General features: G+C 71.2%; 15 protein-coding genes. 5 read left to right on the top strand and 10 right to left on the bottom strand.

From position 1 onward, the window contains the following. Nucleotides 1-66: 66 nt before the first annotated feature. The 6 genes from BO221_RS46650 to egtB form a co-directional block, all read right to left on the bottom strand. On the bottom strand, nt 67-738 hold the full coding sequence (locus BO221_RS46650; RefSeq protein ID WP_073567399.1) for a DUF2231 domain-containing protein: 672 nt from the start codon (nt 736-738) through the stop codon (nt 67-69). 37 nt (nt 739-775) lie between these two features. Next, a complete protein-coding gene (locus BO221_RS46645) occupies nt 776-1060 on the bottom strand; it encodes a hypothetical protein (RefSeq protein ID WP_073567398.1) in 285 nt (94 codons plus the stop codon). A 25-nt stretch (nt 1061-1085) separates the two neighbouring features. Further along, on the bottom strand, nt 1086-1259 hold the full coding sequence (locus BO221_RS55710; RefSeq protein WP_198956321.1) for a hypothetical protein: 174 nt from the start codon (nt 1257-1259) through the stop codon (nt 1086-1088). Between the two features lie 227 nt (nt 1260-1486). Then, on the bottom strand, nt 1487-2239 hold the full coding sequence (locus tag BO221_RS46640; protein ID WP_073567397.1) for a winged helix-turn-helix domain-containing protein: 753 nt from the start codon (nt 2237-2239) through the stop codon (nt 1487-1489). Nucleotides 2240-2464: 225 nt separating this feature from the next. After that, complete coding sequence (gene egtD / locus BO221_RS46635; protein WP_198956320.1) at nt 2465-3490, bottom strand: L-histidine N(alpha)-methyltransferase; 1026 nt, start codon at nt 3488-3490, stop codon at nt 2465-2467. Nucleotides 3491-3493: 3 nt separating this feature from the next. After that, entirely contained in the window at nt 3494-4828 is a 1335-nt protein-coding gene (gene egtB, locus BO221_RS46630; RefSeq protein WP_073567395.1) for an ergothioneine biosynthesis protein EgtB, read from the bottom strand. 456 nt (nt 4829-5284) lie between these two features. On the opposite strand from egtB, the gene BO221_RS46625 reads away from it, so the two are divergent. After that, nucleotides 5285-6730, top strand: coding sequence for an ATP-binding protein (locus BO221_RS46625; protein ID WP_073567394.1), 1446 nt, complete (start codon nt 5285-5287; stop codon nt 6728-6730). Nucleotides 6731-7056: 326 nt separating this feature from the next. Continuing rightward, complete coding sequence (locus BO221_RS46620) at nt 7057-7761, top strand: Uma2 family endonuclease (RefSeq protein WP_083682544.1); 705 nt, start codon at nt 7057-7059, stop codon at nt 7759-7761. 27 nt (nt 7762-7788) lie between these two features. On the opposite strand, the gene ggt is transcribed toward BO221_RS46620, so the two are convergent. Then, complete coding sequence (gene ggt / locus BO221_RS46615) at nt 7789-9621, bottom strand: gamma-glutamyltransferase (protein WP_073567392.1); 1833 nt, start codon at nt 9619-9621, stop codon at nt 7789-7791. Nucleotides 9622-9942: 321 nt separating this feature from the next. On the opposite strand from ggt, the gene BO221_RS46610 reads away from it, so the two are divergent. After that, on the top strand, nt 9943-10512 hold the full coding sequence (locus BO221_RS46610) for a hypothetical protein (protein WP_073567391.1): 570 nt from the start codon (nt 9943-9945) through the stop codon (nt 10510-10512). Here the strand turns inward: BO221_RS46610 and BO221_RS46605 are convergent. From BO221_RS46605 to BO221_RS46595, 3 genes are all read right to left on the bottom strand, one after another. Further along, on the bottom strand, nt 10501-11652 hold the full coding sequence (locus tag BO221_RS46605) for a site-2 protease family protein (RefSeq protein WP_143196083.1): 1152 nt from the start codon (nt 11650-11652) through the stop codon (nt 10501-10503). The two genes, BO221_RS46610 and BO221_RS46605, sit on opposite strands and share 12 nt — an antisense overlap. A gap of 123 nt (nt 11653-11775) precedes the next feature. Then, complete coding sequence (locus BO221_RS46600; RefSeq protein ID WP_073567389.1) at nt 11776-12207, bottom strand: CBS domain-containing protein; 432 nt, start codon at nt 12205-12207, stop codon at nt 11776-11778. Nucleotides 12208-12399: 192 nt separating this feature from the next. Beyond that, nucleotides 12400-12810 (bottom strand): hypothetical protein, encoded by a 411-nt coding sequence (locus tag BO221_RS46595; protein ID WP_043400916.1) that lies wholly within the window; start codon nt 12808-12810, stop codon nt 12400-12402. 215 nt (nt 12811-13025) lie between these two features. On the opposite strand from BO221_RS46595, the gene BO221_RS55205 reads away from it, so the two are divergent. Then, nucleotides 13026-13178: a hypothetical protein gene (locus BO221_RS55205; protein ID WP_158080039.1), complete on the top strand. Its 153-nt coding sequence runs from the start codon at nt 13026-13028 to the stop codon at nt 13176-13178. A 253-nt stretch (nt 13179-13431) separates the two neighbouring features. Further along, entirely contained in the window at nt 13432-14346 is a 915-nt protein-coding gene (locus tag BO221_RS46590; protein WP_158080038.1) for a UbiA family prenyltransferase, read from the top strand. The last annotated feature ends 191 nt before the right edge of the window (nt 14347-14537 follow it).

The raw sequence follows: 14537 nt of genomic DNA, 5'->3' as shown, positions 1-14537 counted from the left end.
GGACGGGACGGATTGTCACCCGGCCTGTCCCGCGCACCTGCCAGCCTGACGAAGAACTCCGCTCCTTCAGTAGAGCGGCCGTGGCGAGGGCGAGAGGGTGGCGTCATCCACGAGGGGCTCGCTCGTCACCGCGGGCACCTGGGTGCCTTCACCGAACCCCTTGGCGCCGGAGGCCAGCGGCACGGCTCCCGAGAAGATGCCGCGCGCCCGGCCGAGCAGCCAGCGAACGCCGAGGACGGCATCGCGGATGAGCGCGCGGGGAGCCTCGCGGGAGAGCAGCGGAGGACCCTTGAGCGTCCCCACCGAGCCCTCCACGGGCATGGGGTTGATGCCCACGCCGAGCTCGTAGACCATCTTGCCGCCGATGGTGGCGGTGTAGACGGCGGCCACGTTGGCGGCGATTCCGAGCGCGCACTGCACCACCGACGGAGGCCGGCCGAGCCGCCACAGCGTCACGCCCACGGCGCCCAGGGTGATGACGGCATTGCCGAGGCCGTGGAGGAACACCATGTCGCGAGCACGAGGCTCCTCGAGCTTCACCTCCTGCGAGGCGGCCAGTCCGGCGAGCCCCGAGAAGAGGGCGCTCAATGTCCCCGCGACCCACAGCCGCCGGCCCACCCTGGCCCAGGTGCGGTCTCCGGTGGTGACGGCGATGACATCGGCCACCGTGGCGGTGGGGAGCAGGGCGAGGGGAGCGTGGACGGCGGCGGGGTGCAGCTCGTGAAGCAGCATCTTCATGGATGGGTCTCCGGAGTCTCTCGGGTCTCGTGGCGGGTCAGGGCGCGGACGTGGAAGTGGACGCGTCGTCCTGGACATCGGGCCGCATGCCGCGCCGCACGCGCGTGAGGATGTCGATGCGCAGCTGGAGCCAGTCCATGCCCTGGGGTGTGTCGTAGTCGTGGGCGGAGAACCAGGCGGTGGCCGTTCCCGCCCGGAGGGCGAAGCGGGCCTCGCGCTTCTGGTACGTCACACGGAAGCCCTTCACCCGGCCCACCTCGAGGAGATCCCGGGTGATGGCCCTGGCCTGCCGCTCGGCCTCCTCCGCCCATTCCGAAGCCATGGGGGTCTCCCGCGCGCCGCCGTTCTCAATTATGCGGTGGGAAGGCCGCGGGCTCGCCGGTGGCGCCGTTGCCATCGGGCTGGGGGCCGGGCTTCTTCTCCTCGGGAGTGGAGCGGTCCTCGCCCTTGTGGCGGATGCGCTCGTCCTGGCCCGCGCCCTGCCGGGGCACCGTCTTCTCTTCGGGGTTCTTCCGCTCCATGTTCCCACCTCGCCCGTGAAGGAGTTTCCCGGAAGCTGGGCACGCCGGAGGGGGCCGTCACGAGCCCTGGCGAAGGCAGGGCCGCCTGCCTGGAGGGGGCCCGCGCGGACAGCCCTCCGGGCGCGCTCTTTCACAACTTGTCCAACAGTTGGACAAGTTCGTGAACATCGCGCCCGGCAGGTCCTCGTGTCATGGACCCGTGGCTGTTCCGCATTCGTGCGGTGGGCTCACCCTGACTCCGGGTGCTCCACGGTCCGCTCGGACGCGGTGAGGCCTCCGAGAACGTGTTCATCGCAGGCCATGAGGAGCGGGGGGAGGTCTCGGCTCAGCGCCTCCACGTTCCGGTCGTACAGCCAATCCATCGTCCGATTGGCCCAGTGGAGGACCGCCTGGGACATGAGGAGTGGGCGCAGAACTTCCTCCATGGTCTTGAAGGCCCGCTCCAGCGACTGGACGAGCAGGAGGTGTCCGGGACGATTCGCCGCGGCCGCTGCCGTCCGCAGGAGCGCGAACTCCCGCACCACCCAGGCCTTGGAGCCATCGTCCCAGCGAGTGCCGTCTCGAAGCATGAAACAGGCATCCAGGAGGGGCTCGAACTCCCTCTTGGATGCGTGCTCGCAGGCACGGACCAGCAGCGCGACGGCCGTCTCCCGCTTGAGCTCGAAGTAGCCCTCCAGCAGACGGAGTCTCTCGGGACGTGCTCCTCCCCGGGCGTGGAGTGCCACGCCCACGCTCTCGAGCGTCAAGGCGTGCTCGAGCGGCACCGCGCGGGCCTGCCGCCCCTGGCGCAGAAGGATCAGCCCGCGCGCCGCCAGACGCAGGAGTGCTTCCCGCACCGTCCCCCTCGCCACACCGTAGCGCCGCGCCAGCAACTGCTCCGGGGGAAGAACTCCGCTCGGATGGATTTCCCCCCGGGAAATCGCCTGCTCGAGGTCTTCCTCGATACGTCTGGCCAGTTTCGCTCGCTCCAATTGCTCCATTGCCGCCTCCCCGCCGCGGGCTTTGCAGCAGGTGGGCCAGCCAGGCCGGGAGCAGCCCGCGTGCGAGGTCCGTCGCCTTCTCCGGATGCTCGTCCAACCCCGGGATGCGGCCTGAGCGGTGGAGCTGCCTTCCGGGCGCGAGCCGCGCGAACTTGTCCAACTGTTGGACAAGTTGCGCGAGAGCGCGCCCGGAGGGTGCTCCCCCCGGGGCTCACGGCGCCGCGCTCAGCGCTTGAGGGCCAGCGAGAGGGCGAAGTCGCCCGCCGCGTCCGTCCAGCGCTCGGCCAGGTACAGCCCCGCGGCCGCCAGCTCCGCCTCCACCTGCTCCGGACGGAACTTGCAGCTCACCTCCGTGCGCAGCACCTCGCCCTCGGCGAAGTTCACGTACCGCTTCAGCGCTGGCAGCTTCACCGCCTGCGCCCGCGAGGAGATGAGCCGCATCTCCACCCAGCCGTTCTCCTCGTCGAAGGGCGCCAGGTGCTCGAAGGCCTCGGGCTCGAAGTCCGCCCCCAGCTCGCGGTTGAGCACGTGCAGCACGTTGCGGTTGAAGGCCGCCGTCACCCCCGCGCTGTCGTTGTACGCCGCGAACAGCCGATCGCGGCACTTGAGCAGGTCCGTCCCCAACAGCAGCCCCTCGCCGGGCTCCATCCCCGACGCCAGCTGCCCGTAGAAGCGCGCGCGCTCGGCCGGCTTCAGGTTGCCAATCGTCCCGCCCAGGAAGGCCACCAGCCGCCGGCCTCCCCTCGGGAGCTGCTCCAGGTGCCGCTCGAAGTCCCCCACCACCGCGTGCACCCGCAGCCCCGGGTACTCGCCGGCCACCGCCCGTGCCGCCTGCCTCAGGAAGGCCTCGCTCACGTCGAAGGGCACGAAGCGCCTCAGCTGCCCCGTGCTCCGCAGCGCGTCCAGCAGCAGCCGCGTCTTCTCGCTGCTCCCGCTGCCCAGTTCAATCAGCGTGTCCGCCCCGCTCGCCCGGGCGATGTCCCCCGCGTGGGCCACGAGGATTTCCCGCTCGCGCCGCGTGGGGTAGTACTCCGGCAGCCGGGTGATTTCGTCGAAGAGCTGGCTGCCCCGCTCGTCATAGAGCCACTTGGGGGACAGCTCCCGCGGCATGCTGTCTCCGCACAGCCCGGCCAGCACCTCCGAGTGCAGCGCCCGCTGCGCGTCCCCCGGCCGCACGTGCACCTCCACCGTCACCTCGGGCTCGAGCTGCCGCCCCAGCCCCGTTCCGCCCATCCCGCCGCCCTGTCTCATGTCTCACCTCGCGTCTCGCGCGCACCTGAAGCCGGCGAAGATCTGCCGGCGGATGGGGTAGTCCCAGTTGCGGAAGCTGTTGCGCACCGCCACCGGCGCGCTCGCCCACGCTCCACCCCTCAACACCCGGTACTCCGCTCCGAAGAACACCTCGGAGTATTCACGGTAGGGAAATGATTTGAACCCCAAATACCCATCGAAGGTGCTGGAGGTCCACTCCCAGACATCTCCGAGGAGACCCCAGACGCCGTCCACGCTCTGGCCCGCGGGGTAGCTGCCAATGGGAGAGGGGCCCCAGGAGTCGCCGCCGAGGTTGGCGTGGGAGGAGTCCGGTGCCGCGTCACCCCAGGGGTACACGCGGGGCTGGCCGTCCGAGCCCGTCGCGGCCTTTTCCCACTCGGCCTCGGTGGGCAGCCGTTTGCCGGCCCAGCGCGCGTAGGCGTCCGCTTCGTACCAGGACACGTGCTGAACGGGCTCGTCCTTGGGAAGGGGCTCCACGTGGCCGTAGCGCCGCCGCAGCCAGGCGCCACCCTCCTGGGGGAGCCAGAAGAGCGGGTGGCGGATGCCCTGGGCGTGAATCCACTCGAAGCCCTGGGGGTCCCACCAGCGCGGGTCGTCATAGCCGCCGGACTCGACGAAGACGACGTAGTCCCCGTTGGTGACGGGGTGCGAGTCCAGGAGGAAGTCCGGCACGTGCTCGGTGTGGGCGGGACGCTCGTTGTCGTAGGCCCAGGGCGCGTCGCTGCCCAGACGCACGGGGCCGCCGGGGATGAAGACCTCATATTGCGCGGCGCGAGCGGGACGTGGGCGGGGGAGCGCGGCGGGCCGGTACACGTGGCTCGTCATGAGCTGCAGCGTGGCGGCGAGCGTCTCCAGGTGTTGCTGCTCGTGCTGGACCACCATGCCGAAGACGAAGCCGCCGCGCAGCAGGGGGACGGGGGAGTCCTCGGGAATGTGGTGGAGCCACTCGAGGGAGGCCTCGCGGACGCGGGAGGCGTAGGCGAAGGCCTGGGAGGGCGAGAGCAGGGGCAGTTGGGAGCGCGAGGAGCGCGGGTGGCGGAAGGCGTCGTAGAGCGAGTCGAAGGCGGAGTCGGTGAGGGAGGGGGCGCCGAGGGCGCGCAGCAACCACTGCTCCTCGTAGTTGGCCAGATGGGCCACGTCCCAGACGATGGGGGACATGAGGGGCGAGTGCTGGAGGGTGAGGGCGTCCTCGGGGAGGCCCTCGAGCATGCGCAGCAGGCGCGAGCGCGCGGCGGAGAGGGCGGAGACTGCGGCGGACTTCCAGGGACGAAGCTCAAGCTGGCCCGTGTCCCGGGGGGCCTCGAGGGGGCTGTGCATCGTGCCTCCGAAGGTAGGGAGCGGCGGGTGGTGGGGGGAGTGTCCCCGTGCCGTGGCGCGAGCCCGCCGTGAGACAGCGTACGCCCGGAGGGAGGAAGCGCCAGGAGGGAGAGACGCGAGCGAACCAGGAGACGGGGACTTGGGATGTCTGGAGGCCTACAACCCCTCTCCCCCCGGGAGAGGGACGGGGTGAGGGTGCCAGGGTCCCGGGTTGGGACTGTGTAAGGCCCCCTCTCCCTCTGGGAGAGGGTTGGGGTGAGGGTGTCGAGCGCAGGAAGGGGCTTCGAGCTCGAGCTCACCCACCTCCCCTGAGCGCCCGCTCCACGTTCCTCCCAGCCCGCTGCCCGGACAGGCGCGCGGGGGAAGAGCCGCTGTGCCTGGAGTGTTCTGCCCTGTTGCCCGGAAGCCTGGCGGCGGCGCATGGCGCCCGCGGGGCCCGGAGCGGGGAGACTTTCGATGAGCCAGGCCCGGAACGGCCGTTCGGAGTGGTTCGAGTTGTCGGAGGAAGGCTGGAGGCGCTCCAACCGGGCGAGGCCGCTCGGCCAGCTGGTGCGCGAGGCGTTGCAGAACGCGTTCGACCAGCGGGCGCGGCGGGTGAAGGTGCGCCTGGAGGAGGACGAGGTCCGCATCGAGGACGACGCGCCGGCGGGCCTGGCGCGGGACGAGTTCGCCTTCACGGTGTTCCTGGGGGAGAAGGACACGCCGCCCACGTGGCGGGGGCGCAAGGGGCGGGGGCTCAAGGAGATGATCGCCTCGAGCGACCGCGCCGAGGTGGAGACGGTGGGGCGCACGCTCGTCTTCGACGACACGGGGCGGCACGTGAAGGCGAACACGCGATTGGTGGGCACGTGCCTGCGGCTCTACCGCCGCACGAGCGAGCGCGAGCGCGACGAGGCCGTGCAGCTGTTGCGCCTGACCATTCCGCCGCCGGGGGTGGAGCTGCTCATCAACGGGCGCGCCGTACGTCCGCCGAGGGCGAAGGACTCGCTGGAGGACTGCCCGTTGGAGACGGTGGAGTTGCACCGGGGGGTGGAGCGGTACGTGGAGCGGGGCGCGCGGGTGGACCTGTACTACCCGAGGCCGGGCGAGACGCCGCACCTGTACGAGCTGGGGTTGCCGGTGGAGCCGCACCATCTGCCGTGGCACGTGGACGTGCAGCAGCGCATTCCGTTGGCGGCCGAGCGCGACGCGGCGAGGGACCCGTACAAGCGGACGTTGGCGGCGATCATCCTGGAGTCGCTGGCGCCGGAGCTGAGCCGGCAGGAGCTGTCGGGGGCGTGGGTGACGGAGGTGCTGGCGCACTTCACGTTGGGGGAGGAGGCGTTGGGGGCGTACGTGGAGAAGGTATTGCCGCCGAGGGCGGTGCTGTCGGCGGGCCCGAGGGTGGATGACCGGGCGAGGCAGCTGGGGGCGAAGGTGGTGGACCTGCGGGGGATGCCCCGGACGGCGCTGGAGCAGTTGGAGACGGTGGTGGAGGGGGCGGACGCGTACGTGGAGCGGATGGAGGGCCCGCCGAGGGACGTGGTGGTGCACCCGGGGGCGAGGGCGGAGCGGCTGGTGGGGGTGGTGCGATGCCTGTCGAAGGAGCTGACGGGGAGGGAGGTGGGGGTGGAGTTCTTCGAGCGCAAGGTGCGAGACCCGAGCGCGCACGTGGAAGCGGAGTACGACCGGGAGCGGCGGGTGCTGAGGGTGAACATGAAGGGGCGGGTGCGGCTGGACGATCCGTTGGAGCCGCGCACGCTGGGCATCATCCTGCACGAGCTGGCGCACGAGGCCGGGGACGAGCACGACTTCGCGTTCATCGATCGGCTGGAGGGCTACGCGGGCAAGGCGCTGCGCTGCCTGGTGGATCGGCCGGAGCTGCTGGCGCCCTACGCGAGCCCGAGGAAGCGGACAGGGTAGCGGGGCACGCCTTCCGCGAAGCTTCATCTCCGCCGCCGGACGTCGAGTCCAGGGTTGAGCGGGGATGACGGCTCGGCGCGGACCGCTCCGCGCTCGGGAGGCGAGGTGCACGGCGTTCGGCCCGTGGCTTGCTGTGTCTCGCGCCAGCACGAATGGCGGGCCGCGGGCGGAAGGGCATCGGAAGCGAGGTCGGGCGGGTAACGGGAGGCGTGGAGGGAGGTTGACCTTGGAGGTCACCCGCCTCACGCTCTTGGGGTATGGCGCACGATCGGCGGAGTGACGTGGATGCCTTTCCCCGAGCCCCCACACAGGAGGAGTGGGAGGCGATGAGCATGGAGGAGAGGGAGCGGGTGGTGGAGACACTTCCCGCGGAGGTGACGTGGGATGAGATGGCCATGCCGGAGGGGGACCTGCACAACCAGGGGAAGCGGCAGGCGCAGGATGTGCTCCAGGGCTACTTCGAGCAGCGGCGGCGCCGGGTGTACGTCGCGTCGGAGCTGCCCATCTACTACCCCGGGGAGAGGCGCTTCGCGCCGGACCTGCTGGTGGTGTTGGACGTGGAGCCGCACCTGCGGGGCAAGTGGCTGGTGAGCCACGAGGGCAAGGGATTGGACTGGGTGATGGAGGTGCACGTGGGCGGCGACCGCAAGAAGGACGCCGAGTACAACGTGCGGCGCTACGCCCGGTTGGGAATTCCCGAGTACTTCATCTACGACCGGGCGCGGGAGAGGTTGGAGGCCTACCGGTTGCCCTCACCCGAGGCGAGGGAGTACGTGCGGATGGAGCCGAAGCAGGGCCGGTACACCTCGGAGGTGCTGGGGCTGGAGTTGCAACTGGAGGGAGGACGGCTGCGCTTCTGGGCGGGAAACGCCCTGTTGCTGGCGCCAGCGGAGATGAACGAGCGGTTGCGGGGGCTGCTGGAGGGTGAGCAGCGGCGAGCGAGCGAGGAGGCCCGCCGGCGCGAGGAAGCCGAGCGTCGGCTGGCGGAGCTCCAGGCCGAGCTGGAGCGGCTCAAGTCCCGAGGGCCGTGAGGCCCGAGCCGCTCCCCAGGCCCCATCTCACTTCACGGGCTCGACGACCATGGCACTTCCACCACCCCGGCGGGAGGGCTCGGCGGCGGCGGTGACGGTGCCGTCCGCGTGGACGCGGATGGCGGTGAGCGCACCAATGACCCCCACATTCGTGAATCCATGTCCCATCGCACCGAGCTCGGCGGCCTCGGGCGAGGCGATGAACGCGGGCTCGGCCTGGCTCTTGTGGTCGGGCGAGTTGCGCTGGGACACGCGAGGCGCGGCCAGGGCCTGCGCGATGGGCATGCCGAAGTCGAGGTGATTCACGAGGGTCTGTCCCACGGTGGTGATGATGGTGGAGCCACCGGGGCTGCCGAGCGCGAGCACGGGCTTCCCGTCCTTGAACACGAGCAGGGGGCTCATGCTGCTGCGCGGCCGTTTGCCGGGAGCCGGCGCGTTGGGGTGGGCAGCGTCCACGGAGGCGGGCAGGTCGAAGTCCGTCAGCTCGTTGTTGAGCAGGAAGCCGTAGCCGGGGACGGCCATGCCGTTGCCGCCCTCGCCCTCGATGGTGCACGTGTACGCGACGAGGTTGCCCTCGGCATCCGAGGTGGTGATGTGCGTGGTCTCCTTGTTGGGCACCCGCTCCTCGGCGGCGGGGCGGGCCACCTCGGGCACGCGCGGGAGCACGGCGCGGGCCGGGCCCTGGTAGGGGAAGGGATTGCCGGGCAGTGCGGCGGTAGTGGAGGCCCGGGTCCCCTCGAGCAACGCGCTCCGCCGCGCGGCGTACTCACGGGACAGGAGCCCGGCCTCGGGGACGGAGACGAAGGCGGGGTCGCCGAGGAAGGCATTGCGGTCGGCGAAGGCGAGCCGCGAGGCCTCCAGGTACCGGTGGAGGAACCGTGCGCGGGACAGCGAGGCCGGCGCCTGGGGCTCGAGCAGGTTCAACGTCAGCGCGAGCGTGACACCGCCGCTGCCGGGCCCGCCCATGCCGTACAACGTGTATCCGCGGTAGGTGCTCGTCACGGGGGGACGGACGACGGCCTCGTAGCGCTCGAGGTCCTCCAGCCGCATCACGCCGGGGCGCACGAGGCGCGAGGCGCCCGCGGCGAGCGGCGGCCGGGTGACGGTGGAGACGATGGCCTGGGCAATCTCACCCCGGTAGAAGGCGGAAACACCTCCCTGGGCGACGAGCCGGTACGTCTTCGCGAGCCCGGGATTCTGGAAGGTGGAGCCCACGGGCCAGGGCTGCCCATCCGGCCCGAGGAAGAGGGCGGCGGAGCTGGTGAAGTCGCGGAAGCGCTCGACGTTGTGACGCGTCTGCTCGTGGAAGGTGGCGTCCACGGGGAAGCCCTGCTCGGCGACGCGGATGGCGGGCTGGAGCACCTCGGCGAGCGAGCGCGAGCCATACAGGCGCAGGGCCTCGCTCCAGCCCATGAGGGAGCCGGGGACGCCCACGGACAGGCCGCTGGTGACGAATTCCTCGAAAGGCAGGGGAGCGCCCCCCTCATACAGGCGCGCGCGCTCGAGGCCCGAGGGAGCCGTCTCGCGGTGGTCCAGGGTGACGACGCGCCCATCCCGGGCGAGCCAGGCGACGAGGAAGCCCCCGCCGCCGATGCCACAGGAGTACGGGTCGGTGACGCCGAGCACGCTGGCGGCGGCCACGGCGGCATCGACGGCGTTGCCACCGGAGCGCAGCACCTCGAGGGCGGCGGAGGTGGCGCGCACGTCCACGGTGGCGGCGGCGCCGCCGCGTCCGGTGGCGGTGGGCGAGGAGGCAGGCGGCGGGTGGGCCTCGGACTTCGGCGCGGGGGTGGTGGCACAGCCGGGGCCGAGGCCGAGGCACAGCAGCGACGCACTGACGGAGAAGAGGAGCCTTCGCATGGGGGGCGGAGCCTACCAGCGGGTGTTCATTTCCAGGCGCTCGTCTGTCTCGGAGTCTGAGAGGATTTCGGACGGAATACGCTGACAGTGGAAGCAACCCGCACCCGGGTGCGCGCGGATGACAGGCATTGCACACGAGGGGCGCGGGTGTGTCGGGTTTGTGGCGTGTGGAGGGCGGGGCCGATTTGTCGGGCCCGGGCGCGTCCCTACCATGCAAGCCCGGAAGCGACGGGGGAAGGCCTTCGCGCGCGGGGAGGGGGGAGCCGTTTCCCGCGGCGGACGGCGTGGGCGGGGAAACCCAGACATGTGTTGGGAGAGCGCATGGACCATCGGGTCTGGTCTGTCCGGGGGGAGCCGAGGGGCGAGTGGGCCTTCCTCGCCCGGCAGGAGGGGGGCGAGAAGGCGCGGACGGTGGAGCGCGCCTTTCACCGGTGTGGCTTCTCGGAGGAGGAGTGGGAGGCACTGAGGGACGCGCCGCTGAGGGCCTTCGCGTGGGTGGCCACGGCGGATGGCCCGGTGGTGCCGGGGCAGCTGGTGGCCTGCCGGAGGGTGCTGGAGGCGGGGTTGGACTCGCGCAGCCCGCTGGTGGGCCGCATCTGCGGCGAGTCGCTGCGCCAGCTCGGCGGGTGGGGGCCGGAGTGGCTGTGGGAGGCGCCGGACCTGGAGCCCCTGCGTCCGCTGGTGGCGCGCGTGGCGCAGCGGCTGGGCCTGGGCGAGGCCGCGCGTTTCCACGAGTGCCTCCTGGAGGTGGGCACCCGGGTGGCGAGGGCCTCCAACGGGCTGGCGGGCCGGGTGCTGGGCCGGTTGCGCGGCGAGGAGCGGCTGGCGCTCGAGTCGCTGGTGGAGACGCTGGGGCCCGTGGAGCCCGGGCGTCCGGCTTCAGGTGTGTGACTCGCGCGGGCCCACGCCCCACGGGCCGTTGCGCTGTTTCTCCTCCAGCTCGCGCCGCTGGATGCCGCGCACGAGGTCCTCCTGGGTGAGGGTGCCCACCAGCAGGCCGTCCTGCACCACGGGCAGTTGGGGCAGTTGACGCAGGCCCATTTCACGCAGGGCGTCCCAGACCTGGGTTTCCGGGGTGAGCTCGGGCACGGGAAGGGCCACCTCGCGCGCCAGCGTCTGTCCGCGCCGTGGCGCCGGCACCCGCAGCACGGCCTCCTGCGTCACCAGCCCCACCACGCGCCCGTCCTCCACCATGGGCAGGGCCCGCCGCCGCTCGGCGCGCAGGCGCGTGTCCACCTCCTCGAGCGAGTCCTCCGCGCCCACCGCGGACGTGCGCGGCGTCATCAGCTCCCGCACGCGCAGGCCGGAGAGCAGCGTCTGCAGGAGGACCTCGCGTGACTCGCCCGCGGCGCCCATGAAGACGTAGAAGGCGATGAGGAGCAGGAAGGGGTTGAGGGGAGTCCACAGGCCCGGCACGCCGAAGAGGCCCACCAGGCCGAAGAGCACGGCGAACCCCTTGCCGATGAACGCGGCCGCCTGGGTGGCGCGCACCCGGCCGAGCCACCCGGTGAGGAGCGCGCGCACGACGCGGCCCCCGTCCATGGGGAAGGCGGGCAGCAGGTTGAAGAGGCCGAGGAAGACGTTGAGGCCGCCGAGGAAGGCGGCGGCGAAAGCCAGCTCCTCGGCGCCCGCGGCCGCGAGCGGCACGGCGCTCATCCGCAGGAGCACGCCCAGCACCAGGCTGGTGGCGGGGCCCGCGAGCGCCATCAACGCCTCGTGCCGCGCGCCCTCGGGCATGCGGGTGATGCGCGACACGCCGCCAATCATGAGCAGGGTGATGTCGGACACCTCGCCGCCCTTGCGCAGGGCGTAGACGGAGTGGGCCAGCTCATGGACGAGCACGGACAGGAAGAGGGCCACCGCCAGGCCCGCGCCCCACACCAGCGGGTGGCCCCGGAGCCGCTCGGCGCCGATGCCGCCCGCCATGGCGAGCCCGAAGAGCCACGCCAGGAAGGGCAGCACCAGCAGGAAGGAGTAGTGCACCCGGATGGGAATGCCCCGCAGGGTGGCGATCTGTATGGCTCCGCGCACGGTGACACCTCGCTCGGAGAACGTTACGCACGGAACCATCCGCCGGAGGGACGAAGGGCCGCCCCCCGGCTGGAGAGCGGGGAGGCGGCCGAGGGTTGCCGAGCGCCGGGCCCGGAGCGTGCGTCAGATGGGGCTGGAGGGCTCGGAGATGCCCTCGAGCGTCTCGGCCACCTTCTGCTCGCTGACCTCGCCGGTGAGGTCGCCCAGCGCGACGATGCCCACCAGCTTCTTGTTGCGGTCCACGACGATCATCCGGCGGATCTGCTTCGTCTTCATGGTGCGCAGCACGTCGTCCACGTTGTCGTCGTCGAAGCAGTACTCGATGCCGGAGCTCATCGCATCGGCCACCTGGGTGCTGTTCGGGTCCCTTCCCAGGGCGATGGCGCGCACGACGATGTCCCGGTCGGTGATCATCCCCAGGATGCGCTGGCCGTCGCAGACGGGCAGGGGGCCCACGTTGAGGCTGCGCATCTTCTCGGCCGCATCGCGGAGGGTGTCATTGGGGTTGATGACCTCCACGTCGCTCGACATCACTTCACGAATGCTCTTGGCCATGGCCGCTCCTTGGTGGGTGCCCCGCGAGGGGGAGCCACGAATGGGTGCCGCCGGGCGCCGGGGCACCATCTCCTCCGGAGAACCGTGGGGTGCATCCCGGCGAGGAGCAACGCGGGCCGGGGCCGTCCTCCCGGAGGGTGCGCGAGCGGGCTCGGAAGCGAGCGGGGGAGCGGGGCCTGCCGGGTGGCTCGCTCAGGCGGGAGCCATCCACTGGCCGGGCTGGGGCGCGTCGCGCCAGACGTGGCGGCCGCTGTCCGGGTCCTTGTGGAAGCGCATGAAGTCGCCGAGCCCCGTGTCGAGCGCGCGCGCGTCCAGCGCCTCGGCCACCTTGCCGATGAGGTCGAGCACCTCGTCCCCGGTGCCGTGGACGATGAGCTTCACGCGGGGCGTGGGCTCCCAGGGGCCGAGCTCGAAGGTGATGGAGAAGCCGTCACCGTGGAAGGAGCCCTCGGCGGGGGTGGGGAAGAAGATGCTGGGGAGCACCTCTCGCAGCTTGCGGATGACGGCCTCGCGAGGACCGAGCGGCGGGGGCGACCAGCCTTCGGGGAAATCCCTCACCGAATCGAAGCCCGCTGCGCCCATCAAATAGATGATCCAGCTCATGCCGCACCTCGTGATCCACCAGCTTGATGAAGAACACAATACGGGAGGTGTCTGACGTTGCTGGATGAGGGGATTCGGGGGGGTTGAAGTGTTCGCTCGTGGCAGGACAACCCCGGCGGAGGTGCAACCTCGCGATCCGGCACGGGAAGAATCGGTTCGAAGAAACACGCGCACGCTCACGCGGTGGCCCGGGCGAGGGCGGAAGGTGGCGAGCGATGAACCCACGCGAGCCGGTGCGGCTGCTGGAGGACTCGGAGGTGTCGGCGGAGCCGCGGGAGCTGCTCGGAGCGGCGAGCTTCCGGGCGCGCTATCCGACGTTCACCCACGGGGTTCGCATCCAGGGCCTGCTGCCGGGACCGAGGCCCTGAGGGGCGGAGGCAGGGAGTCTGGGAATCTGGGCGCGTGTGTGATGGCTGGCGCAATGGCGGCAGCCAGGGTGTGCACTTGCAGCGAGGTGGAAGGGGACGGCGAGTGCGGCACCAGGATGTGTGCAAAGTCCCAGCGGCGCTGAATACGCGAGCGGCCGGGTGGACGTGAAGTACAGGACTGTCCTGATTGAGATAGGATTGGTGAAAGGCTCGCGCGCGGGGGCGAGCGGGGGTGGAGACCATGCAGCCGAGGATGACGATGCGGACGCTGTCTGCGGAGACGAACGCGGCGGAGCCGGTGGCGTGGCTGCGGTTCATCGTGCGCGAGCTGTGGGTGAGCTGGAGGTTCGTGGGGGGAGACGTGTCGTCGGCGGTGGTGCCGCCGCTGCTGTTCATCGGGGCGGCGAGCAGCCATCACGGGCTGGGAGCGGGCGAGGTGGCGGGAGCGCTGGGCCGGGGGCTGCTGTACTTCTGGCTGTTCGCGTATGCCTTTGGGCTGTCGAATCAGCTGGTGGGGGTGGAGGAGGACCGGGTGAACAAGCCGCACCGGCCGCTGGTGCGGGGAGAGGTGTCACTGCGAGGGACGCGCTGGAGGTGGGTGGCGTGCATGACGCTGCTGACGCTGGTGGGGTGGGCGTTCGGGGTGTGGGAGTGGGCGTTGATGTGGCAGCTGATCATCGTGGTGCACAACGAGGTGGGGGGAGCGAAGCGCTGGTGGGCGAAGAACCTGCTGATTGCGCTGGGGGTGGTGACGCAGCTGGCGGCGGCGTGGGAGCTGGTGGGGCCGCTGACGGCGGTGACGTGGAGGTGGATTGGGGTGCTGGCGAGCGTGGTGTTCCTGTTGGTGTCGTTGCAGGACCTGAGGGACCTGGAGGGAGACCGGGCGAGCGGACGGAAGACGTTCCCGTTGGTGTTCGGGGAGAAGCGGACGAGGTACGTGCTGGGGACGCTGTTCGGGGTGTTGCCGCTGGTGATGCACGAGGTGTTGATGAAGCCGCTGGGGCTGACGCCGGTGGTGGTGGCGTGCGAAGCGGGGCTGGCGGTGGTGAGCTGGGTGATAGCGGTGCGGGTGTTGGGGTGGAGGACGCGGAGCGCGGACCACCGGACGTACCTGCTGTTCACATACTGGTACTGCCTGGCGCTGCTGAGCACGATCGTCGTGCTGTGAGGGGCGTGGGGCCCCTGTCCTTGGGTACCTTCTCGCCTGACGAGGTTGAGAGGGGGTCCAGGTAACGGATGCTGGGCTGGCGTGCGGAAGTCGGGGCACAGCCCGAGGGATGCGTGTATATGCTCGGCGCGAGGTCTGAGCCCTCGTGCCGGCGGCGCATGCGCCGGCCCGATGAGGGGAGCCGGAGAGCG

This window comes from Archangium sp. Cb G35 (assembly GCF_001896145.1).
Taxonomy (GTDB): domain Bacteria; phylum Myxococcota; class Myxococcia; order Myxococcales; family Myxococcaceae; genus Archangium; species Archangium violaceum.
Note: the sequence above shows the minus strand (reverse complement) of the source record. Positions and strands in the feature narration are given on the sequence as shown.